The following is a 19,781-nucleotide window of genomic DNA, read 5'->3' on the forward strand; positions in this document are numbered from 1 at the left end:
GTATGCAATCTTCTAAGATTATTGTTTTAATTGAAAAAATAGCCATAGCCGTTTTTGCGGTTTTGCTGGTCTATTTTATCGCGACCGGCTTGCTTTCGGCGTCGGGCTGGGATCATAGCTGGCCTTACCCACACCGCTAAAGATGATTCTTTCACCAGGGAAAATAAAGCAGTGTTAATACTATAAGCGCCTCGCTACAGTGGCGCAGCCTCCTCCTTTTCTGACCCCCTTTCTTTGTGTCCGTTCGCGGCATAACATGCCTGATTCAGCTATAACCTTTTGATTTGTATTGGTTTGTATCCTTACGGTAATACTGCCATAATAGCCTGCTTTTTTTAACGGGCGGTGAGGATACGTGGTAAACGATTTTGCAGCAGACGGCGCGCTGGCGCAGGCCATTCCAGGCTTTAAGCCACGCGAACCTCAGCGCCTGATGGCGGAGGCGGTCACAACGGCCATCGATAACAAGCGCGAGCTGATAGTAGAAGCGGGCACCGGAACCGGCAAAACCTATGCCTACCTGGCACCGGCGCTGCGCTCGGGTAAAAAAGTCATTATTTCTACCGGATCTAAAGCGCTTCAGGATCAGCTTTACAGCCGCGATTTGCCTACGGTCGCCCGTGCATTAGCATTTAAAGGGAAACTGGCGCTGCTGAAAGGGCGCTCGAACTACCTCTGCCTGGAGCGGCTGGAGCAGCAGTCGATGGCGGGCGGCGAGCTGGCGGCGCAGGCGATGAGCGATCTGGTGCACCTGCGCGGCTGGTCGAGCGAAACGGTGGACGGTGATATCAGCACCTGCGGCGGCGTGGCGGAAGACAGCCCGGTCTGGCCGCTGGTCACCAGCACCAATGACAACTGCCTGGGCAGCGACTGTCCTCTCTATCAGGACTGTTTCGTGGTGAAAGCGCGCCGCAAAGCGATGGACGCGGATGTGGTGGTGGTGAACCATCATCTCTTTCTGGCCGATATGGTGGTAAAAGAGAGCGGTTTTGCGGAGCTGATCCCGGAGGCGGACGTGATGATCTTTGATGAAGCGCATCAGGTGCCGGATATCGCCAGCCAGTACTTCGGCCAGCAGCTTTCCAACAAGCAGCTGCTGGATCTCGCCAAAGACATCACCATCGCCTATCGCACCGAGGTGCGTGACGCCCAGCAGCTGCAAAAATCTGCAGATCGGCTGGCGCAAAGCGCGCAGGATTTCCGCCTGGCGCTGGGCGATCCCGGCTTTCGCGGCAATCTGCGGGAAGTCCTTAATAACGCCAATATTCAGCGCGCGCTGTTGCTGCTGGACGATGCGCTGGAGCTTTGTTATGACGTCGCGAAGCTGTCGCTGGGCCGTTCGGCGCTGCTGGATGCGGCCTTTGAACGGGCGGCGCTCTATCGCGGCAGGCTGAAGCGGCTGAAAGATGTCTCGCAGCCCGGTTTCAGCTACTGGTATGAGTGCAACAGCCGCCATTTTGTGCTGGCGCTGACGCCGCTGTCGGTATCGGATCGCTTCCGGGAAGTAATGGACGAGCGCCCAGCCAGCTGGATTTTCACCTCCGCCACGCTGGCGGTAAATGAGCAGATGACCCACTTTGTTGAAAGGCTGGGCGTCGCTGGCGCAGAAACGCTGATCCTTAATAGCCCGTTCGATTTCGCCAGCCAGGCGCTGCTGTGCGTGCCGCGCAATCTGCCTTCGCCCAATCAGCCCGGTGGCGCCAGACAGCTGGCGCGCATGTTGCTGCCGCTGATCGAGGCTAACAACGGCCGCTGCTTCTTCCTTTGTACCTCGCATCAGATGATGCGCGAGCTGGCCGAGCAGTTCCGCGCCATGCTGACGCTGCCCGTATTACTACAGGGAGAAACCAGCAAAGGCGAGCTGTTAAAACAGTTTATCGCGGCAGGCAACGCGGTGCTGGTGGCGACCAGTAGCTTCTGGGAAGGGGTGGACGTGCGCGGCGATGCGCTGTCGCTGGTCATTATCGACAAGCTGCCGTTTACCTCGCCTGACGATCCCTTGCTGAAAGCGCGCATGGAAGACTGTAAGCTGCGCGGCGGCGATCCGTTTGACGAGGTGCAGCTGCCGGACGCGGTTATCACGCTTAAACAGGGCGTCGGCCGCCTGATCCGCGACGTTGACGATCGCGGCGTGCTGGTGATCTGCGATAACCGCCTGGTGATGCGTCCCTACGGCGCGGTGTTTCTGAACAGCCTGCCGCCCACGCCGCGTACGCGGGATATTCAACAGGCGGTGGATTTCCTGCGGCCGCAGTAATTACCCGCGCAGTATGCTATGCTGCGCGCCGAAAATTTTGTCCCGCCTGAGGTAAAAATCCATGCGAATTTTAGCTATTGATACGGCCACCGAGGCCTGTTCGGTCGCGTTGCTGAATAATGGCAAGGTCACGGCGCATTTTGAGCTGTGCGCCCGCGAACATACGCAACGTATCCTGCCGCTGGTGCAGGCGCAGCTGCAACAAGAAGCGCTGACCCTGAACGAACTGGACGGACTGGCCTTCGGTAAAGGGCCGGGCAGCTTTACCGGCGTCCGTATCGGAACCGGCATCGCGCAGGGGCTGGCTTTGGGCGCGGCGCTGCCGTTAATCGGCGTGTCGACGCTGAAGACCATGGCGCAGAGCGCCTGGCGTTTACAGGGCGCCGATCGCGTGCTGGCCGCGATAGATGCGCGCATGGGCGAAGTGTACTGGGCGCAGTATCAGCGCGACGAGCAGGGCGTCTGGCAGGGAGAAGAGACCGAAGCGGTGCTCAAACCAGAGGACGCGTTGGCGCGTATGACGCAGCTGAACGGTAGCTGGGCGATGGTGGGAACCGGCTGGCAGGCGTATCCGCAGCTGAGCGCGGAGAGTACGCTGACCTTACAGGCGACCGAGGTAACGCTGCCCTGTGCGGAAGATATGATCCCGTTGGCGGCGCTTGAGCTGGCGGCAGGCAATACGGTGCTGCCGGAAGAGGCGGAACCGACCTACCTGCGCAACGAAGTCACCTGGAAAAAGCTGCCGGGCAGGGAATAAGTCTGGCCAAGCCGCGCCTTAAGCTGCGTGAAACGAGCCGGGCAGAGAAAAACTCAGCAACTAATTGGCCCGAAAGGAGTCAAAGTGAGTAGTATCCCTGGAGAGTTTTTATGCGTAATAAACGGTTATTGCGGTCAGGTAGTTTGCTGTTAATTTCCCTGCTGCTGGCGGGCTGCGCCAGCGTGCCGGATTCCGTCAAAGGGCATTCGCCTACGCCGCAGCAGGATTTGGCGCGGGTGCTGAATGCGCCGCAGCTGTATGTCGGCCAGGAGTCGCGCTTTGGCGGCAAGGTGGTGAAGGTCACCAATCAGAACGGCTCGACCCGGCTGGAGATTGCCGCCATGCGGCTGGACGATTTTGCGCGTCCGCTGCTGGGCAGTCCGTCGATTGGCCGTATTTATGCGGATATCAACGGCTTTGTCGATCCTGTCGACCTCAATAATCAGATGGTGACGGTTGTCGGTACGATCAAAGGCACGGAAAAGGGCGAAATCGGCCAGGCGAGCTACCAGTTTGTCACGGTCGCCGTGACGGGCTATCAGCGCTGGCGCCTGACGCAGCAGGTTGTTTCACCGCAGCCGCCGATGGATCCCTGGATCTGGTATGGCCCGCCGCGCGGTCGCCATCGTGGCGGCTACTGGGGCCCGCCGCCGGGAATGATGTTCTATAATCCAGGGCCAGCGGAAGTGCAAACTATCCTGACCGAATAGCGCTCAGACCGAGCGTTACAGACCCGACGGCTGGTTTCCGGCCGTCGGGTTATTTTTTAGCTTCTCAAAACGAGAAGAAATTAGTGATATGCTTCGCAACCTCAAAACGGAACGGGCCAGCAAACTGGTACGCTGAGTTAATATAATGTTAACAGATGGAGCAGTTAAGAGGTTGTGATGACGACAACGTTGAGTTTCCGAGGTGTTTCCTTGAATAAGGTTTGGCTGAACCGCTACCCTGCAGATGTTCCCGCAGAAATCGATGCCGATCGTTATCCTTCCCTGATCGATCTTTTCGAACACGCCGCTAACCGTTATGCCGACAGGCCCGCCTTTATGAATATGGGCCAGGCGATGACCTATCGTAAACTGGAAGAGCGCAGCCGGGCTTTCGCCGCGTATCTCCAGCAGGGACTGGGACTGAAAAAGGGCGATCGCGTCGCGCTGATGATGCCCAACCTGTTGCAGTATCCGATTGCGCTGTTTGGCATTCTGCGCGCAGGCATGATTGTTGTTAACGTCAATCCACTCTATACGCCGCGCGAGCTGGAGCACCAGCTTAACGACAGCGGCGCCAGCGCCATCGTCATCGTGTCAAACTTCGCCCATACGCTGGAAAAAGTGGTGGCGAAAACGCAGCTTAAGCACGTGATCCTCACCCGGCTGGGCGACCAGCTTTCCCCGGCTAAGGGCACGCTGGTTAATTTTGTGGTGCGCTATATCAAGCGGATGGTGCCGAAATACTATCTGCCAGGCGCTATCTCCTTTCGTCGCGTGCTGCAAGAAGGCTACCGGATGCAGTATGTCCGGCCTGCGATCGTGAATGACGATCTGGCATTTTTGCAGTATACGGGCGGGACGACAGGCGTGGCGAAAGGGGCGATGCTGACCCATCGCAATATGCAGGCCAACCTGGAGCAGACCAAGGCGACCTATGGCTCGCTGCTGAAAGCGGGCGAAGAAACGGTAGTGACCGCCTTGCCGCTTTATCATATTTTTGCGCTGACGGTGAACTGCCTGCTGTTTATCGATCTGGGCGGGGCGAACCTGCTGATCACCAATCCGCGCGATATTCCGGGGCTGGTGAAAGAGCTGGGGAAAAACCGCTTTACCGCCATTACCGGTGTCAACACGCTTTTTAACGCGCTGTTGAACGACAAAGACTTCCAGCAGCTGGATTTTTCCAGCCTGTCGCTGTCGGCGGGCGGCGGCATGGCCGTGCAGAAAGCCGTTGCCGAACGCTGGGAGAAACTTACCGGTCATTATCTGCTGGAAGGTTATGGCCTGACGGAGTGTTCGCCGCTGGTTTCGGTGAATCCTTACGATATCCGTTACCACAGCGGCAGCATCGGCCTGCCGGTGCCGTCGACCGATATCCGCATCGTGGACGGCGAGGGTAACGAGGTGGCGCCGGGCGAACCGGGCGAGCTTTGCATTAAAGGGCCGCAGGTTATGCCGGGTTACTGGAACCATCCGCAGGCCACCGGCGAGGTGCTGAAAAACGGCTGGCTGCACAGCGGCGACATTGTTACCGTCGATGCGGAAGGATTTATTCGCATCGTCGATCGGAAAAAAGATATGATTCTGGTTTCCGGTTTTAACGTTTATCCTAATGAGATCGAAGATGTGGCTATGCTGCATCCCAAAGTGCGCGAGGCGGCGGCGGTAGGCGTTCCTGATACGGTAGCAGGCGAGACGGTGAAAATCTGCGTGGTAAAAAAAGACGCCTCGCTGACCAAAGAAGAGTTAATCGCCCACTGTAAGAAGCATCTGACCGGATATAAAATTCCTAAGATTGTCGAATTCCGCGACGAGCTGCCGAAAACCAACGTCGGCAAAATTTTGCGCCGCGAGCTGCGCGACGCGTCGGCAAAAACGACGCCGTAGTCAGGCGCACGCTAGTAACTTCTACGCCGGTTAAGCCGGCGTTTTTATTGAACCACACTGAGGCACATGAAGCCGCAGCGAGAGGATCACCTTGAATTACACCATGATAACCACCAACGAGGCGCTGGCCGAAGTGTGCCAGGCCGCCCGTCAGGTTCCCGCCGTGGCGCTGGACACCGAGTTTGTTCGCACCCGCACCTATTATCCCGGCCTTGGACTGATTCAGCTGTTTGACGGCGAGCGGGTTTCACTGATCGATCCGCTTCCCATCAGCGAATGGACGCCGTTTCGTGAGCTGCTCCTCGATCAAAACGTCATTAAATATCTGCACGCGGGCAGCGAGGATTTGGAAGTTTTCCTGCATGAGTATGGCGTGCTGCCGGAACCGATGATTGATACGCAAATCCTGGCTGCTTTCACCGGCCGGCCGCTCTCCTGCGGTTTTGCCACCATTGTGGAATCTTTTACCGGCATCGCGCTGGATAAGAGCGAATCGCGCACCGACTGGCTGGCGCGTCCGCTGACGGAAAAGCAGTGTCACTATGCCGCCGCGGACGTCTGGTATCTGCTGCCGATTGCGCAGAAACTGATGGCGGAAGCCGAAGCTGCCGGTCGGCTCGACGCCGCGCTGAACGAGTGTGGCCTGCTGTGTCAGCGTCGCCGTACCGTTGTGGTGCCGGAAGAGGCCTGGCGCGACATCGCCAATGCCTGGCAGCTGCGTCCTCGCCAGCTTGCCGCGCTGCGCCTGATGGCCGCATGGCGTCTGGAGCTGGCGCGTGAAAAAGACATGGCCGTGAATTTTGTGGTGCGGGAAGAGAACCTCTGGAAGGTGGCGCGGTATATGCCGGGTTCGCTGGGCGAACTGGATCACCTTGGCCTGGGCGGCCAGGAAATACGATTCCACGGCAAGGCGCTGGTGGCGATGGTGGCGCAGGCCAATGCGCTGCCGGAAAGCGAACTGCCAGAGCCGGTCGCTAACCTGATCGACAATCCCGCCTATAAAAAAGTCTTTAAAGCGCTGAAGGCACTAATGGCGGAAGCGGCGGAGAAAAACGGCGTCAGTCAGGAACTGCTGGCCTCGCGGCGGCAGATTAATCAGCTGCTGAACTGGCACTGGAAGCTGAAACCGATGGGGACGCCGGAGCTGCTCGACGGCTGGCGGGGCGATCTGCTGCGCGACGACATTCTGGCGTTGCTGGCAGACTACTAACGACGCGGGCTGCCCGCAGCCCTTTTCCCCTGCAAACAGGCAGGGGAAAGTCAGGCGTGGCAAAGGCTCATTTCGGGGTTTCTTCTGCCTCGGGCAGCGTCACGTTAAGCTCCAGAATGGAGATATCGTCATCTTTCTGATCCAGTTTAACGCTCAGCATTTCCGGATCGATCTTCACGTATTTGCAGATAACTTCCAGAATGTCTCTTTTCAGCTGCGGCAGATAGTGAGGCTCGGCGTCGCCCCTCCTGCGCTCCGCCACGATAATCTGCAGCCGTTCCTTGGCTATATTGGCTGTGCTTTTTTTACGGGATAAAAAGAAATCAAGTAAGGCCATGTTTTATCCCCCAAACAGGCGTTTCAGGAAACCCTTCTTCTCTTCTTCAATGAAGCGGAAGGGACGTTCTTCACCCAGAAGACGATCGACGGTATCGGCATAGGCTTTGCCCGCGTCGGAATCGATATCCAGAATGACCGGTTCGCCCTGGTTAGATGCGCGCAGCACGGACTGATCTTCAGGGATCACGCCCGCCAGCGGAATGCGCAGGATCTCCAGCACGTCTTCCATGCTCAGCATATCGCCGCGGCTAACGCGCCCCGGATTGTAACGGGTGAGCAGCAGATGTTCTTTAATCGGATCCTGACCGTTTTCCGCGCGGCGAGACTTGGAAGAGAGAATGCCGAGAATACGGTCGGAGTCGCGGACAGAGGAGACTTCCGGGTTGGTGGTGATAATGGCTTCGTCAGCGAAATAGAGCGCCATCAGCGCGCCGGTTTCAATACCCGCCGGTGAATCGCATACGATGAAATCAAACGCCATCGTGGCCAAATCGTTAAGCACTTTTTCCACGCCTTCGCGGGTCAGGGCATCTTTGTCACGCGTCTGCGAAGCAGGCAGGATAAACAGATTTTCAGTACGCTTATCTTTAATCAGCGCCTGGTTAAGCGTGGCGTCACCCTGGATGACGTTAACGAAATCGTAGACTACCCGGCGCTCACAGCCCATGATCAGGTCGAGATTTCGCAGACCGATATCAAAATCGATCACGACGGTTTTTTTACCTTTCTGGGCTAAACCGGTAGCGATGGCCGCGCTGGACGTGGTTTTGCCCACGCCTCCTTTACCCGATGTAACAACAATAATGCGTGCCATATAATAATTTTCCTTAAGAAAAGAAAGGGCTCGTGAGCCTGGCTCAGTTCAGTGTCTGTATAGTCAGGGCGCCATCTTTTAAGCAAAGACGTGACGCTTTTCCAAAAAATTCAGCAGGGATTTGGTCCATAATCCAGTACTCACCGGCAATGGACACTAACTCTGCGGATAAATTCGTGCAAAAAATCTGGCAGTCGCGATCGCCGCCGGCCCCGGCTAAGGCCCGGCCACGCATCATGCCATAGATATGGATATTGCCGTCGGCTATCAGTTCGGCACCCGCGCTGACGCTGCTGGTGACGATCAGGTCGCTGTTTTTCGCGTATATTTGCTGGCCAGAGCGAACGGGCGCGTTGATGACGCGCGTTCTGGCCGCCGGGATCTCAACGGGCTTAGCCGGTTCCGGCGCTTCAGGCGCGGGCTTTTGTTCTTTGCCTTCAGACAGCAGCGGCAGGCCGGCACGAACAATCATGCGCTTGAGCGCCTCGTCTTTGCAGCCGCTGACGCCGACAATATGCAGGCCGGTCGACGCGATAGCCTGCTGCATTTGCCGCCAGTTAACCTCGCTGTTTAAGGTGGAAACATTCAGCACAACCGGCGCGTTTTTCAGGAAAGCGGGAGCCTGGCTGACTTTATCCTGAAGCGCCTGGCGCACCACATCCGCATCGTGGTGATGTAAGTGAACTACAGACAGAGTAAAACTGCTGCCCTTTAACTCGATTGGCGTTTGTGACATCTGTCCCGCTCAGTCCTGTTATTTCAAATCCCGGCGAAATCTCCGTCAGAGTGACGGTTAATCGCGCCCGGACGATATTCCGAAGTTCAGCAAGCATGTTATAGTTACTGCTATATTCAGGCAAGCCACCGACCAGGTTAATTCGAGTAAAAAATATGTTTTGTGTGATCTACAGAAGTCCTAAACGTGACCAGACTTATCTTTATGTTGAAAAAAAAGACGATTTCTCGCGCGTGCCTGCTGAACTGCTTCAGGGATTTGGTAAACCCCAGCTGGCGATGGTCCTGCCGCTGGACGGCAGTAAACGCCTGGCCAATGCGGACCAGGCAAAAGTGAAAACGGCGCTGCTGGAGCAAGGTTATTATTTACAGGTGCCGCCGCCGATGGAAAGTCTGCTTAAGATGCATCTGGAAAAAGGTAAAAAAGATTAATTAGGAATCATCTGCAAGCTATTTTCCCACCGCTTTTCTTCCCGCCGGATATTATTGACGGCGGGAAGCACGTAAAAAGGGCCTTTTATGAAGCAACCTCTCTTCACCACGCTTATTTTTTCCCTGCTGCTGGCCGGCTGTGCCAGCAAGAACAGTAAAGCCCTTGAGAAAAAAAACGCCGCGCCGGCGCAGCAGAAAACCACGCTGGCCGCAACCGGGCGCGATCCGGCGGAGTTTCCCGCCTATGTCGAGGAGCTTAAGCGCCAGGCGCGGGAGCAGGGCATAGATGCCGCCACTATCGACACTGCCTTCAGCAATATTCATTTCGTCGACCGCGCTATTTCTGCCGACCGTAACCAGTTAGAAAAGAAAGTCACGCTGGACGACTATCTGACGCGCGTGCTGCCGGAATGGAAAAAGCAGCGTGCGCGCGAAAACTTCCAGCAGTATTTGCCGCAGCTGCAAACGGCCAGCCAGCGTTATGGCGTGCAGCCGGAATATATAGTGGCGCTTTGGGCGATGGAAAGCAGCTTCGGCAAAATCCAGGGAAAAGAAGAGATCGTCTCTGCGCTCTCTACGCTGGCTTTTGAAGGACGCCGCGAAGCCTTCTTCACCAAAGAGCTGATGGCGGCGCTGCGGATTATTCAGCAGCAGCATATCAGCGCGGCGCAGATGAAAGGCTCCTGGGCTGGCGCGATGGGGCAGAATCAGTTTATGCCTTCTTCTTTCCTGCGCTACGGCGCGGACGGCGACGGCGACGGGCAAATCGATATCTGGAATAACGTGGAGGATGTGTTTGCTTCTACGGCCAACTATCTGGCAACGGAAGGCTGGAAGCCCGGCGGGCGCTGGGGCCAGGAGGTGATCCTGCCGGTCGATTTTGCTAAAGCGCAGGCAGGGCTGAAAACCGACCAGGCGAAATCGGTTGGCGACTGGCAAAAACTGGGCGTACGCTTCAGCGATGATGCGCCGCTGCCGGATAATGCGCAGCGCAGCTGGATTATTTTGCCCGACGACGCGCCGGGCCGGGCCTTTATGGTTTACGACAACTTCCGCGTCATTATGCACTGGAACCGATCATATTATTTCGCCATCAGTATCGGCATGATGGCCGACGCCATTTCTCAACAGGATGTGGTCCACTGACCACTCACGCAAACAGGCAGGGGAACAGTATGTATCAGCATCATAACTGGCAGGGCGCTTTATTAGATTACCCGGTGAGCAAAGTGGTCTGCGTAGGCAGCAACTATGCAAAACATATTAAAGAGATGGGCAGCGCGACGCCTGCTGAGCCTGTCCTGTTTATCAAGCCGGAAACCGCGCTGTGCGATCTTCGTCAGCCGCTGTCGATCCCGAAAGATCTGGGCGCGGTGCATCATGAAGTTGAGCTGGCAGTGTTGATTGGCGCCACGCTGAAACAGGCAACGGAAGAGCACGTGGCGAAAGCTATTGCAGGCTACGGCGTGGCGCTGGATTTAACGCTGCGTGACGTGCAGGCCGGCTGTAAAAAAGCGGGACAGCCGTGGGAAAAAGCGAAAGGCTTCGACAATTCCTGCCCGGTTTCCGGTTTTATTGCCGCCAGCGAGCTGGGCGCCGATCCGCAGGATATCGAGCTAAAGCTGATCGTCAATGGCGAAGTGCGTCAGCAGGGTTCCACTGCGGATATGATCCATAAAATCCTGCCGCTGATTGCCTATATGAGTAAGTTCTTCACGCTGCGCGCGGGCGATATTATCCTGACCGGCACGCCTGAAGGCGTTGGCCCGATGTCCTCTGGCGATACGCTGGAAGTGTCGCTGGGCGGACGCGGCGTGGCGACGCGCGTGCTGTAAGACTTGCAACTCAGGCCCGAACTGTTTATAAGGTGCGGGCTTTTAACTAAACAGGACAGCAAAATGAGTGATACCCCTTTCTGGCAGCAAAAGACGCTGGAGCAAATGAGCGATGAGGAATGGGAATCCCTGTGCGACGGCTGTGGCCAGTGCTGTCTGAACAAGCTGCAGGATGCCGATACGGATGAAATCTACTTCACTAACGTCGCCTGCAATCAGCTGAATATTAAAACCTGCCAGTGCCGTAACTACGAACGCCGCTTTGAGCTGGAAGAAGACTGTATCAAGCTGACGCGCGATAACCTGCCGACGTTTTCCTGGCTGCCGCCGAGCTGTGCTTACCGGGTGCTGGCCGAAGGTAAGAATCTGCCCGTCTGGCATCCGTTGCGCAGCGGCAGCAAGGCGGCGATGCACGCGGCACGTATTTCTGTTCGCCATATTGCCGTGCGCGAAAGCGAAGTGCAGGACTGGGAAGATCACATCATCAATAAGCCGCGCTGGTACGGCAAGTAGATTGATTTGAAAGGTGTTTTTAACTAACTGGCGCTGCTCTGGAGCATGGGTGGGGCATCGCGAGTGAATTTGGCCTTTAAAAGGCCAGTCTGATCCACGCTGTTTTTGCTTATCTGTTTGATTGGCCGCACATGGCGAACATCATCTGTAACGGAGCGTGGTCCGCCTGCTGAGCGATGAAGTTGTGGGCTTCCGCGATTAGTTACCTCCCTCCTTTTATTCTTTTCCGTAGATTTTCCACTATCGTTTGCAGGAGCTCATTTTGATTAAAACTCCTTGTCTTATCAGCGCTATCCCCTGCGTTGTAAAGAAAAGCACCATGGCAAAACCATTTTCAACATTGAGGCGGTCTGCTGCATAGTGGATCGGTCGCAAGTTTATGAGACGAATAATTGCCTGAAGAGCAGTGGAATGGTTTGTTTACATCTCCATAATTATTGATTTACTTCATGAAATCTTAACATTCAATGGCGTTTACAGAGAAGGGCATGTTATATTTTCATCACACTTGATTATAACATGAGGTTTTGAAATGGACGCGCTTTACCTGTTGCTGATTATTTTTGGTGTTGGGGCTTTATGTGCCTGGTTTATTACTTATAAAATTCTAAAAAAAAGATATGATGAAAAAAACGCTAAGCTTGAGGCCGTATTTTATAACCGAATTAATGAGGAGGTCACTGAAAAAGAAGAAGCAATAGATGCGGCCATAAAAGAAAAAAACGAAACCATTGGAAAATATAAAAATCGTGACATTTATCGTGAGGCTGAGCATGGAAAGCTTCTGGATGAGCTCCATAAATCAATTGCATTCCATCAAAATAGAAGTAAGGCCATTTTCAATAAGGCTGTAGATTTTGCCTTTGATTTTGAAAAGATATTTAAAGATCAACATCAAAATGCACAGGAAGAAATCCAGCGGGTTTTGGACGACACCTATCGATTTAAAAGGAAAACCTTGCTTAACTCAATAACATTGAGGAACTTTGAGAAAAAGCTAGAAGATATAAGAAAAGAAACCTCTATTTATCAGTCGTTAATTGCTAAATACGACTACTTCGAGCTTAAAGACAATGCTGACTGGGATGTCGTAGAAAAAGAATTCCGGGATAAAGTATCAGCGCTTCAGCAGTTGCAGGATGAGCGAGAAGCCCAAAATGAGGTAAAACGTCAGATGCGGGAAGAAAGGCAGCGTGCTGAAGAGCTTGAAAAAGAACAATTAGAGACTGAACTAAAAGAACAGGAGCTGGAAGCTCGTCGAAAAGCTATTGACGAAGCATTATTAGCAGCTGATGAAGAGCATAGACTAGAGCTGGAAGAAACCCGGCGCAAGCTTGAGCAAGAAATTGAAGAAGTACACAAGCGATACGAGAGGGCTAAATCATTAGCTCAGATGACTAAGCAAGGGCATGTCTACATAATATCTAACATAGGATCATTTGGTGAGAATGTATTTAAAATCGGCATGACTCGACGTCTGGAACCTTTTGACCGTGTTTCTGAGTTAAGCGGAGCTAGTGTACCATTTGAATTTGATGTCCATGCAATGATTAGTTGTGATGATGCACCAGCATTGGAAGCTAAGTTACATAAAATGCTCAGCGGGGAACGCATAAATAAAGTAAATCTTCGCAAGGAGTTTTTTAAAGCCGATATAGGGAAAATCATTGAGTGCGTGGAGAAGAATCATGGAAAAGTTGATTATATAGTTAACCCCGCTGCGCTTCAATATTATCGCTCTTTAGAAATGAGTGAAGAATTAATTTCGATTAATGAACCTTCTATGGCATGATGATTTAAAGTAAAAGCCCGTTTCGGCGGGTTTTTCTTGAGTAATGTAAGCCAGAATACCTCAATTAACAAAAGGCTTCAGGAGTATCATTATTTCCCCAGAAAAGGAAGGGGTGATTATTTTTTTTGGCCCGACATGTCAATTTTTGACGGCGGAATAATGACGAAAAATCCCATACTCTTGTGCCTTCTAACCTTCCAACCTTCTAACCTTCTAACCTTCTAACCTTCTAACCTTCAAACGTGCCCCTTTTATCGGCTCATAATTCAAATCCGGTAGCGATGCGCTTAAGGTTTCCATTCTCGATAAACGCTAATTGTTAATGTGGTAGTGTCACAGATTATGAAAGGACGGGATGGTGAGCTGCCACTTTTACTGGCAGGGTGATTTGTCAGGATTAGTTGAGAACAAGCAAATGTCTTCGATCTCTACTGCTGATTGTATTCGCCTTGATTTTGAAACCATATATTCAGCGCAGGCTAGGCGTAAGAGCATCCTCTGCGCCCGCTGATAGCGAGACCGGCCTCTGGTTTGGCAGAGAAGGCCACATCCTCCAGCTACCAGGGTTAAACTGCTGCTACCTGACTACGCAGTTTAGGTTTTGCCTATCTCAATGAGAATCAGCACCGCCTGGATAAGTTGCGTCACTCTGCAAATAATCAGGGTATGACTACATACCGTGTGAGAGTGGGTTTCCATAACCCTTCAGCCCTGACTTTCAGGCAGCTTGATGAAATATTGGAACAGCAGAGGTTCTGGAGAACAGCATCGCGCAGCGCTACGTTTCGTTATTTTATGGAATATGAATACGAATCAGAGGTACGCGATCTGTGTGAGGTTTGTGAACTCGCCTACTCTCAGGCCTGTAAGGTTAAAAAATGCCCTTTGGTCATGGTCGTCGAGGAGACGAGCGAGGAAAAAACGCTTGCTGACATGCAGCAATAGCTGTCCTGCTGCGCACTTTAATGATAAGAGCGTAGACTGACTGCGGGACAGTTGTCCCGCTCTGTTTCTAAGCGCGGCTGTTATTCCCATTCCGTAAGATGAGCCGGCTTGCTTTTTAGCACGCTTAAAACAAGCTCACGACGCATTAGCGTTGCGCTTCGTCATTTGGCCTTTTCACTGCTTCAGGGTCTGTCTTCAGGCCATTTCTGACCTTTCCATGGACTGATTGGGGTTTATGGTAGACGGCAATACGTTGTTAGCTGCCAAAATCAGCTCGCCGTCTGGCCTGACTGCACATTTGTGCCCAATACAGCCAGACGACGGCAATACGTTGTTGCAGTGCAAATCAGCCGTTCGCATAGTTTCACCCAAGAAAGTTAAACGAAAACAGCTTGTTAGTGAGCAGTCTGTCCACAGATATTCGCAAAGAACGACAAGGTAACCAGCCAGGTAGGGTAATTCGTCTGTTTCATTGGTGTTTTCTTAAATATCAAAATGTAATTTTTTGTTTCTTGCACCTTTGGGGTTATTCTTATTCCATTAGATAAATTATTATCCCTGAACGGAAAAAATCACGCGCCCTATATTTAAATTTGTACACGTCGGTGTGCTTGTATAATTTTTTATTAAGCGAAGCGGTTAACACTTTTGCAAATACAAAGCTTTTATCTACTCTTAATTACGCAACACGAAATTCCCGGCGTAAAAGCCGGTTGCCAATTAACTAATGAAGTTTGTATTCAGGAGGAGATTATGGCTGAACATCGTGGCGGTTCTGGAAACTTTGCAGAAGACCGTGAAAAAGCCTCTGAGGCAGGTAAAAAAGGCGGTCAAAATAGCGCAGGTAATTTTGCTAACGACCGTGAAAAAGCATCAGAAGCAGGCAAGAAAGGGGGTGAGCATAGCCACGGCGGCGGACGCAAGTCTGAATAAAAGCGAACGGAAATTTATCGCTTAATATGCCAGCCCCGGCATTTAATGCCGGGGTTAAATTTATTTATACAGGTAAATTCTCTATCTGAACTTTATAAAAAATGAAGTTATTAGTCTTTTTATAGACTTTCTTTTGAGCCTTCTTACCCCGCCAGTATTCTTCCAGATAAGGTATAAGTTCAAAAAACAGGATCCCGGCCAGAACACAGGAAATATATGCGTCAGGTAAAGGATCGGCTCGCTGATGAAGATCGAAGCGGGCAGGCTCTGCGCCCAGGCCAAACAGCGCCAGAAACTGCGACCAGTGACGCGAAATCACCAGCAACAGCGCCATTAACGGCACCATCTCCAGAAAACTGTGGATATGCTGCTCTACGGGCGATACGCGCCGGGTGGTTACGGCATAGCTGACGTCCCACAATGCTGTCGCTTCGTGGCAAAAGAACATCACGATCATAAAGCCAATCACCAGCGCATTGATATCCAGGAAAAGCGCAGCGAGAAGCGGGGCGCCCATCTCCAGAAACATCAGAAGATGAATAAAGGTTTCTTTCAGCCCGGCGGTAGTCTCTATGTTTGTGGCTCTGTGGCATAAATAGTCGGCGAAACCGGCAATAAGCCAGACGGGCAGCACAAAATAAAGCAGCACCATCATCTGCGGATCAAAATTTTGCATGGCGACGGCTCATCGGTGTAAGAATGCATAAAGCATAGCCATACAAAACAGAGATGCCAGAATAATGCGCTGTTTCCGGAGTAATGACAGGTTTGCATTATTTCTGAGGTAGGGCAGAAAAGTCGGCTAATTAAACTCAGGGTGCGCCGCGCTAAACGTTAAGTAAGCTATTATTCAGTAGATGTTGATGCCGCTCCAGGTATTGCCCGCAGTTTACTCAATAAGGAACACCAGATGCTCACTTCTACAATGGATAGTTATATTCGCAAGGTAAAAATGAAACCGATCCTTCTTTCCATGCTTGCCGTGGCACTTGCTTTGCCACAGCTTGCTTTGGCGGATATTAAATGCGGGCCTTTTCGTCTGGCCGGGCAGACGGCGAACGGCAGTTGGGCGACCGTGGACGGCGTAAAAACCCGCAGGCAGCAGGTCAGCTGGCTGCAGCAGAAAGGCGATGTCGACAATGTGAAAATGCACTGGACCGTGGCTGCTACCAAATTTCAGGGCGATTACGGGATGACATACCTGAATAAGGCGGGTAGCGCCACGCTTGACGTTGAGGTATTGCGCAGCAGCCGCAGCCAGATAAAAATTTCCGGTTCGTACGACTGTCGTAAGATCGATTAGCGTCTGGCATCCGTCAAGGGCAGTGCGCTACCGGCTTGATTTCCTTTGCTATGCTTAAAATCTTTACCCTTAACCGGGAGGTAAAGCGTTATGCATCGCAGAGAGTTTATCGGTTGCGGAGGCGCACTGGTCGCCCTTTCGCTTATGTCTTCCACACCTGCCGCCGCAGCGGCCTCCGAAGCTTCGACACCGCCTCAGCTTGATAAACCCGTTCTGAAACTGAAAGGGATCGCTATTGGCGAAGGTCAGCCCAAAGTAATTATCCCAACCACTGACAGCAGCGAAAAGGCGGTTTTAGCCTTCGTTGATAAGATTGCGGACAGAAGCGATTTTCATATGCTGGAGCTAAGGCTCGATCCGCTGGACAACGTTGACGATACCGACGCGATGGCGGCTTTAACGCGGCAGGTGTTCTCGCGTCTTGGCGACAAGCTATTGCTGCTGACGTTTCGCACCAAAGCCGAAGGCGGCAAGAAAGCCATCAGCGATCGGAAGTATGCCGCGCTGTATCACGCCTTACTGACGGCTGGCCAGTTCGATCTGCTGGATATTGAAATGTACCGCGACAGCACGCTGACCGATCCGCTGATCGGGCTGGCGCATCAACAGGGTAAACATATCATTCTCTCCAGCCATGAGCTGCACGCTACGCCTTCCGCTCAGGAAATTATCGCCCGCCTGAGCGAGCAGCAGCGGCGCGGCGCGGATGTGTTGAAGCTGGCGGCGATGCCGAAAGGCCCGGAAGACGTGCTGACCCTGCTTAACGCTACGCTGGATATGCATCAGCATTATGCGCAGCGCCCGCTGTTAACGATGTCGATGGGTGAAACGGGCGTACTGTCACGCATGAGCGGAGAACTGTCCGGTTCGGCGCTGACTTTCGCTATGTTTGGCGACGCTTCGGCGTCGGGGCAGGTTGACGTACAGGATCTGGGAAAGGTGCTGGAGGTGGTACATAAAGGAATGCGTTCATAAGGCAGCTACAGGCACATCCTGACGTTCTGAGCAGATCGTTTCCGATGCGGCCTGTAGCCTGGGGGCGGGACGCAAAGCGTCGCCACCCCGTACTGCATTAAGCGGTGACGGTGACCACTGAGACGTTCGTGGTTACCTGGTTGGTGGTCACGGTGGCGTCCACGGCACCGACCTGTCCCTTGATCACGCAGCGATACTGGCCGGCATCGGCGGTAGTCACGGCTGCTTTGCTCCAGGTGGCGCTTTTCGCATTGGCGATATTCGTCCAGGTAGTGCCGTTGGTCGACTTCTGCCACTGCCAGGTTGCGGCATCCTTAGCCGCAACGGTCAGATTTAACGTGCCGCCCGCCGTGACGGAAACCGTGGCTGCCGGCTGGGTGTCAATCTGCGGCGTAAAGGCGTAATAAGGCATCGCGTATTCAATTCCGTTGATGTTAATGCGCATCCACTGCCGCGGTTTAGATTGCTCAACCGGCACGGTAGTCGAGGCCTGGGAGCGAGTACTGATCCCGGCAACATCATCCTGTGCGCCAAAACCGGCCAGGCCGTTGTTCATCGACATCCGCGCCTGCGCCGCCACGCCGCCTTCCGGCGCTGCGCTCTGCGTCACGCCGCTTGGCGTAAACCTTGCCCAGCTGCCGTTATCTTCGCGCATTTCACCAGTGCCGCGAACGTGCACGCCATATTCGGCAATGGTATCAGGCAGCTTGACCCACAGGCCCGGCAGGATATCGTTAAAATCCTGAGGGATATACTGCACTTCGCTAATACCCGGCGTGCCTTCCATCCAGTAGCTTACTGCCGGAACCGAGCCCGCGCCACGCGCTACGTGGATATGCAGCGTACCGGCTGCACGGTCGTTCTGGATCGGCATGGCGGTGTCGCCACCGATGCCGCCGTAGGTACTGCGGCAGTCCACCTCAATTTTCCAGTGGCTGCCGGTTTTCGGCATCCGAAACGTACCGATATTCAACCAGCGCTGGCTGCTGTCAATGGTGCCGCGCAGCACGCCGCTCAGCCACTGCGCGCGCAGCGGATGGTCCAGATAGGTGCCGCTGTTTTGAAACAGCGACATGCCCATTTCATACCCGGAGAGTCTGGCGACAATATCGCTGCCGTCCGGGTTTTTCGGATAGCTGAACCAGGTTGCGCTGCCTGGCGCAGAAGTGCGGTCGTACTCCACGCCGGTCGGATTTGACCATTGCGACATAATAACGCGTGAATTAAAGAACACGGCATCGTAGGTAGAGGACTCAATGCTCAGCGCTTCAATCAGCCACTGGCCGTTGTTGATATCCATCGGAACGGCGCTGTGTTCGATCCAGCCGTTACGGATCAGGCCCTGACCATGACGAGGGATCCAGATAGCTGGCGCGTAGCAGTACTGGAAGTTAAATTCCGTAAGCTCAATCGCCGTGGAGTGATCCCAGGCGCCGGACGGACGGTTGCTCCAGCCTACCTTAATCACCGGGCCCGCCACGCGGCTGCAGTAAATCTGGGTGAATTTACTGTCAAGACTGTCGAGGTAGTAAATCGCCGCTTCACCGGTATTGCTGGCTTTAAAGTAGGAGACGTTGGCAAAGGTGCCGCCCACGCATTCGTTAGTGATAAACGGCTGTTTATTGGAGGCGGTATCGTTAAACACGCCCACCGTTGCGCCAATCAGCATATTGGTTTTTTCGTCCTGCTTCACCGTTTGCTGGCCTTCCCACTCAATGCCGTAGATGGAAAAGTAGCGGTGGTTCAGCGCCAGCACGGCCGAAGCGGATTTGTCAGAGATAATACGCGTGCCGATCTGCTTGCCGAAGCTGGTGGTCACGCCGCGCATCACGAAATCGCCGGCGGCGAAGTAGCCGCTTGGGTTATAAGGCAGTTCCGAATGGTTGGCCGGGATTTTGTCGCCATAGGTGCGCAGGTCGAGCGGCTTAACCAGGTAGGTGCCCGTGCCGAAACGGATACCGACTTTGCTGGAAAGGCCGTCGGTAAAGCCGCGGGCGAAGCTGCCGGTCATAAATTCATACATCGCCTTAACGGCAGGCGCGCAGTCAACCTTGCCGCCCGGTACGGCGCCGAAGTCATGAACGGTTAACGCTTCAATATCGCTGTCGCGACGCCAGTGGTACGCGCCGCCGTTGCTGGCGATAAAGCCGCCGTCGTCCGCCGCCGCGACCAGATAACCGGTAAACCAACCTTCGCCGAAGGTGACAGAGCGGTCGCCGGCAGCGCGGGCATTCCAGGAGCTCAGGAAAACGCGTTCGCCTTCAGCGGCAGGTTTGCGGGCACGCAGCGCGGCGAATGAAGCAACTTCATTAAAAATCAGTGTATCAGCCATAATGTTTCCATC

The 19,781-nt window shown here is 53.7% G+C and carries 19 protein-coding genes; 14 read left to right on the forward strand and 5 right to left on the reverse strand.

The window, feature by feature from the left end:
• Window positions 1–355: 355 nt before the first annotated feature.
• From yoaA to rnd, 5 genes are all read left to right on the forward strand, one after another.
• A complete protein-coding gene (gene yoaA / locus AB6T85_RS01140; protein ID WP_369894646.1) occupies window positions 356–2,257 on the forward strand; it encodes a DNA repair helicase YoaA in 1,902 nt (633 codons plus the stop codon).
• Between the two features lie 61 nt (window positions 2,258–2,318).
• Window positions 2,319–3,014: a tRNA (adenosine(37)-N6)-threonylcarbamoyltransferase complex dimerization subunit type 1 TsaB gene (gene tsaB / locus AB6T85_RS01145; RefSeq protein WP_253453671.1), complete on the forward strand. Its 696-nt coding sequence runs from the start codon at window positions 2,319–2,321 to the stop codon at window positions 3,012–3,014.
• 110 nt (window positions 3,015–3,124) lie between these two features.
• A complete protein-coding gene (locus AB6T85_RS01150; protein WP_253453674.1) occupies window positions 3,125–3,724 on the forward strand; it encodes a Slp family lipoprotein in 600 nt (199 codons plus the stop codon).
• 210 nt (window positions 3,725–3,934) lie between these two features.
• On the forward strand, window positions 3,935–5,611 hold the full coding sequence (gene fadD / locus AB6T85_RS01155) for a long-chain-fatty-acid--CoA ligase FadD (RefSeq protein WP_369894647.1): 1,677 nt from the start codon (window positions 3,935–3,937) through the stop codon (window positions 5,609–5,611).
• A 103-nt stretch (window positions 5,612–5,714) separates the two neighbouring features.
• Window positions 5,715–6,821: a ribonuclease D gene (rnd, locus tag AB6T85_RS01160; RefSeq protein ID WP_301729718.1), complete on the forward strand. Its 1,107-nt coding sequence runs from the start codon at window positions 5,715–5,717 to the stop codon at window positions 6,819–6,821.
• 67 nt (window positions 6,822–6,888) lie between these two features.
• Here rnd and minE read toward each other — a convergent pair whose 3' ends face one another.
• The 3 genes from minE to minC are packed head-to-tail and all read right to left on the reverse strand — an operon-like array spanning window position 6,889 to window position 8,710.
• Window positions 6,889–7,158, reverse strand: coding sequence for a cell division topological specificity factor MinE (minE, locus tag AB6T85_RS01165; RefSeq protein ID WP_253453681.1), 270 nt, complete (start codon window positions 7,156–7,158; stop codon window positions 6,889–6,891).
• 3 nt (window positions 7,159–7,161) lie between these two features.
• A complete protein-coding gene (minD, locus tag AB6T85_RS01170) occupies window positions 7,162–7,974 on the reverse strand; it encodes a septum site-determining protein MinD (protein ID WP_125287791.1) in 813 nt (270 codons plus the stop codon).
• Between the two features lie 43 nt (window positions 7,975–8,017).
• Window positions 8,018–8,710, reverse strand: a complete 693-nt coding sequence (gene minC, locus AB6T85_RS01175) for a septum site-determining protein MinC (RefSeq protein ID WP_369894648.1) — start codon at window positions 8,708–8,710, stop codon at window positions 8,018–8,020.
• A 155-nt stretch (window positions 8,711–8,865) separates the two neighbouring features.
• Here minC and AB6T85_RS01180 point away from each other — a divergent pair, with 155 nt between their 5' ends.
• From AB6T85_RS01180 to AB6T85_RS01210, 7 genes are all read left to right on the forward strand, one after another.
• Complete coding sequence (locus tag AB6T85_RS01180) at window positions 8,866–9,141, forward strand: YcgL domain-containing protein (RefSeq protein ID WP_253453688.1); 276 nt, start codon at window positions 8,866–8,868, stop codon at window positions 9,139–9,141.
• Between the two features lie 87 nt (window positions 9,142–9,228).
• Window positions 9,229–10,287, forward strand: a complete 1,059-nt coding sequence (locus tag AB6T85_RS01185; protein ID WP_253453691.1) for a lytic murein transglycosylase — start codon at window positions 9,229–9,231, stop codon at window positions 10,285–10,287.
• Between the two features lie 29 nt (window positions 10,288–10,316).
• Complete coding sequence (locus AB6T85_RS01190; RefSeq protein ID WP_301252788.1) at window positions 10,317–10,976, forward strand: fumarylacetoacetate hydrolase family protein; 660 nt, start codon at window positions 10,317–10,319, stop codon at window positions 10,974–10,976.
• A 63-nt stretch (window positions 10,977–11,039) separates the two neighbouring features.
• Window positions 11,040–11,489: a cysteine cluster protein YcgN gene (gene ycgN, locus AB6T85_RS01195; RefSeq protein WP_253453697.1), complete on the forward strand. Its 450-nt coding sequence runs from the start codon at window positions 11,040–11,042 to the stop codon at window positions 11,487–11,489.
• A gap of 532 nt (window positions 11,490–12,021) precedes the next feature.
• Entirely contained in the window at window positions 12,022–13,281 is a 1,260-nt protein-coding gene (locus tag AB6T85_RS01200; protein ID WP_369894649.1) for a GIY-YIG nuclease family protein, read from the forward strand.
• A gap of 666 nt (window positions 13,282–13,947) precedes the next feature.
• On the forward strand, window positions 13,948–14,226 hold the full coding sequence (locus tag AB6T85_RS01205) for a hypothetical protein (RefSeq protein WP_253460951.1): 279 nt from the start codon (window positions 13,948–13,950) through the stop codon (window positions 14,224–14,226).
• Between the two features lie 753 nt (window positions 14,227–14,979).
• Window positions 14,980–15,159 (forward strand): con-10 family general stress protein, encoded by a 180-nt coding sequence (locus tag AB6T85_RS01210; protein ID WP_253453698.1) that lies wholly within the window; start codon window positions 14,980–14,982, stop codon window positions 15,157–15,159.
• Window positions 15,160–15,223: 64 nt separating this feature from the next.
• On the opposite strand, the gene AB6T85_RS01215 is transcribed toward AB6T85_RS01210, so the two are convergent.
• Window positions 15,224–15,835, reverse strand: a complete 612-nt coding sequence (locus tag AB6T85_RS01215) for a diguanylate cyclase (protein ID WP_369894650.1) — start codon at window positions 15,833–15,835, stop codon at window positions 15,224–15,226.
• Window positions 15,836–16,069: 234 nt separating this feature from the next.
• On the opposite strand from AB6T85_RS01215, the gene AB6T85_RS01220 reads away from it, so the two are divergent.
• Both AB6T85_RS01220 and aroD read left to right on the forward strand, forming a co-directional pair.
• Window positions 16,070–16,462, forward strand: a complete 393-nt coding sequence (locus AB6T85_RS01220; RefSeq protein WP_253453704.1) for an STY1065/STY2022 family phage-derived protein — start codon at window positions 16,070–16,072, stop codon at window positions 16,460–16,462.
• A 90-nt stretch (window positions 16,463–16,552) separates the two neighbouring features.
• The gene (aroD, locus tag AB6T85_RS01225) at window positions 16,553–17,437 is read left to right on the forward strand and encodes a type I 3-dehydroquinate dehydratase (RefSeq protein ID WP_301252780.1); all 885 of its coding nucleotides are present in this window, start codon (window positions 16,553–16,555) and stop codon (window positions 17,435–17,437) included.
• Between the two features lie 97 nt (window positions 17,438–17,534).
• Here the strand turns inward: aroD and AB6T85_RS01230 are convergent, their stop codons facing one another.
• On the reverse strand, window positions 17,535–19,769 hold the full coding sequence (locus AB6T85_RS01230; protein WP_369894651.1) for a putative phage tail protein: 2,235 nt from the start codon (window positions 19,767–19,769) through the stop codon (window positions 17,535–17,537).
• Between the last annotated feature and the right edge of the window lie 12 nt (window positions 19,770–19,781).

The sequence above is a fragment of the Erwinia aeris genome (assembly GCF_041224955.1).
Classification (GTDB): domain Bacteria; phylum Pseudomonadota; class Gammaproteobacteria; order Enterobacterales; family Enterobacteriaceae; genus Erwinia; species Erwinia aeris.

Excerpts from the sequence above, each read along its gene's own strand:
- tsaB (WP_253453671.1), top strand. The coding sequence starts at position 2,319 with ATGCGAATTTTAGCTATTGATACGGCCACCGAGGCCTGTTCGGTCGCG.
- AB6T85_RS01150 (WP_253453674.1), top strand. The coding sequence starts at position 3,125 with ATGCGTAATAAACGGTTATTGCGGTCAGGTAGTTTGCTGTTAATTTCC.
- rnd (WP_301729718.1), top strand. The coding sequence starts at position 5,715 with ATGATAACCACCAACGAGGCGCTGGCCGAAGTGTGCCAGGCCGCCCGT.
- minE (WP_253453681.1), bottom strand. The coding sequence starts at position 7,158 with ATGGCCTTACTTGATTTCTTTTTATCCCGTAAAAAAAGCACAGCCAAT.
- minD (WP_125287791.1), bottom strand. The coding sequence starts at position 7,974 with ATGGCACGCATTATTGTTGTTACATCGGGTAAAGGAGGCGTGGGCAAA.
- minC (WP_369894648.1), bottom strand. The coding sequence starts at position 8,710 with ATGTCACAAACGCCAATCGAGTTAAAGGGCAGCAGTTTTACTCTGTCT.
- AB6T85_RS01180 (WP_253453688.1), top strand. The coding sequence starts at position 8,866 with ATGTTTTGTGTGATCTACAGAAGTCCTAAACGTGACCAGACTTATCTT.
- AB6T85_RS01185 (WP_253453691.1), top strand. The coding sequence starts at position 9,229 with ATGAAGCAACCTCTCTTCACCACGCTTATTTTTTCCCTGCTGCTGGCC.
- AB6T85_RS01190 (WP_301252788.1), top strand. The coding sequence starts at position 10,317 with ATGTATCAGCATCATAACTGGCAGGGCGCTTTATTAGATTACCCGGTG.
- ycgN (WP_253453697.1), top strand. The coding sequence starts at position 11,040 with ATGAGTGATACCCCTTTCTGGCAGCAAAAGACGCTGGAGCAAATGAGC.
- AB6T85_RS01200 (WP_369894649.1), top strand. The coding sequence starts at position 12,022 with ATGGACGCGCTTTACCTGTTGCTGATTATTTTTGGTGTTGGGGCTTTA.
- AB6T85_RS01205 (WP_253460951.1), top strand. The coding sequence starts at position 13,948 with ATGACTACATACCGTGTGAGAGTGGGTTTCCATAACCCTTCAGCCCTG.
- AB6T85_RS01210 (WP_253453698.1), top strand. The coding sequence starts at position 14,980 with ATGGCTGAACATCGTGGCGGTTCTGGAAACTTTGCAGAAGACCGTGAA.
- AB6T85_RS01215 (WP_369894650.1), bottom strand. The coding sequence starts at position 15,835 with ATGCAAAATTTTGATCCGCAGATGATGGTGCTGCTTTATTTTGTGCTG.
- AB6T85_RS01220 (WP_253453704.1), top strand. The coding sequence starts at position 16,070 with ATGCTCACTTCTACAATGGATAGTTATATTCGCAAGGTAAAAATGAAA.
- aroD (WP_301252780.1), top strand. The coding sequence starts at position 16,553 with ATGCATCGCAGAGAGTTTATCGGTTGCGGAGGCGCACTGGTCGCCCTT.
- AB6T85_RS01230 (WP_369894651.1), bottom strand. The coding sequence starts at position 19,769 with ATGGCTGATACACTGATTTTTAATGAAGTTGCTTCATTCGCCGCGCTG.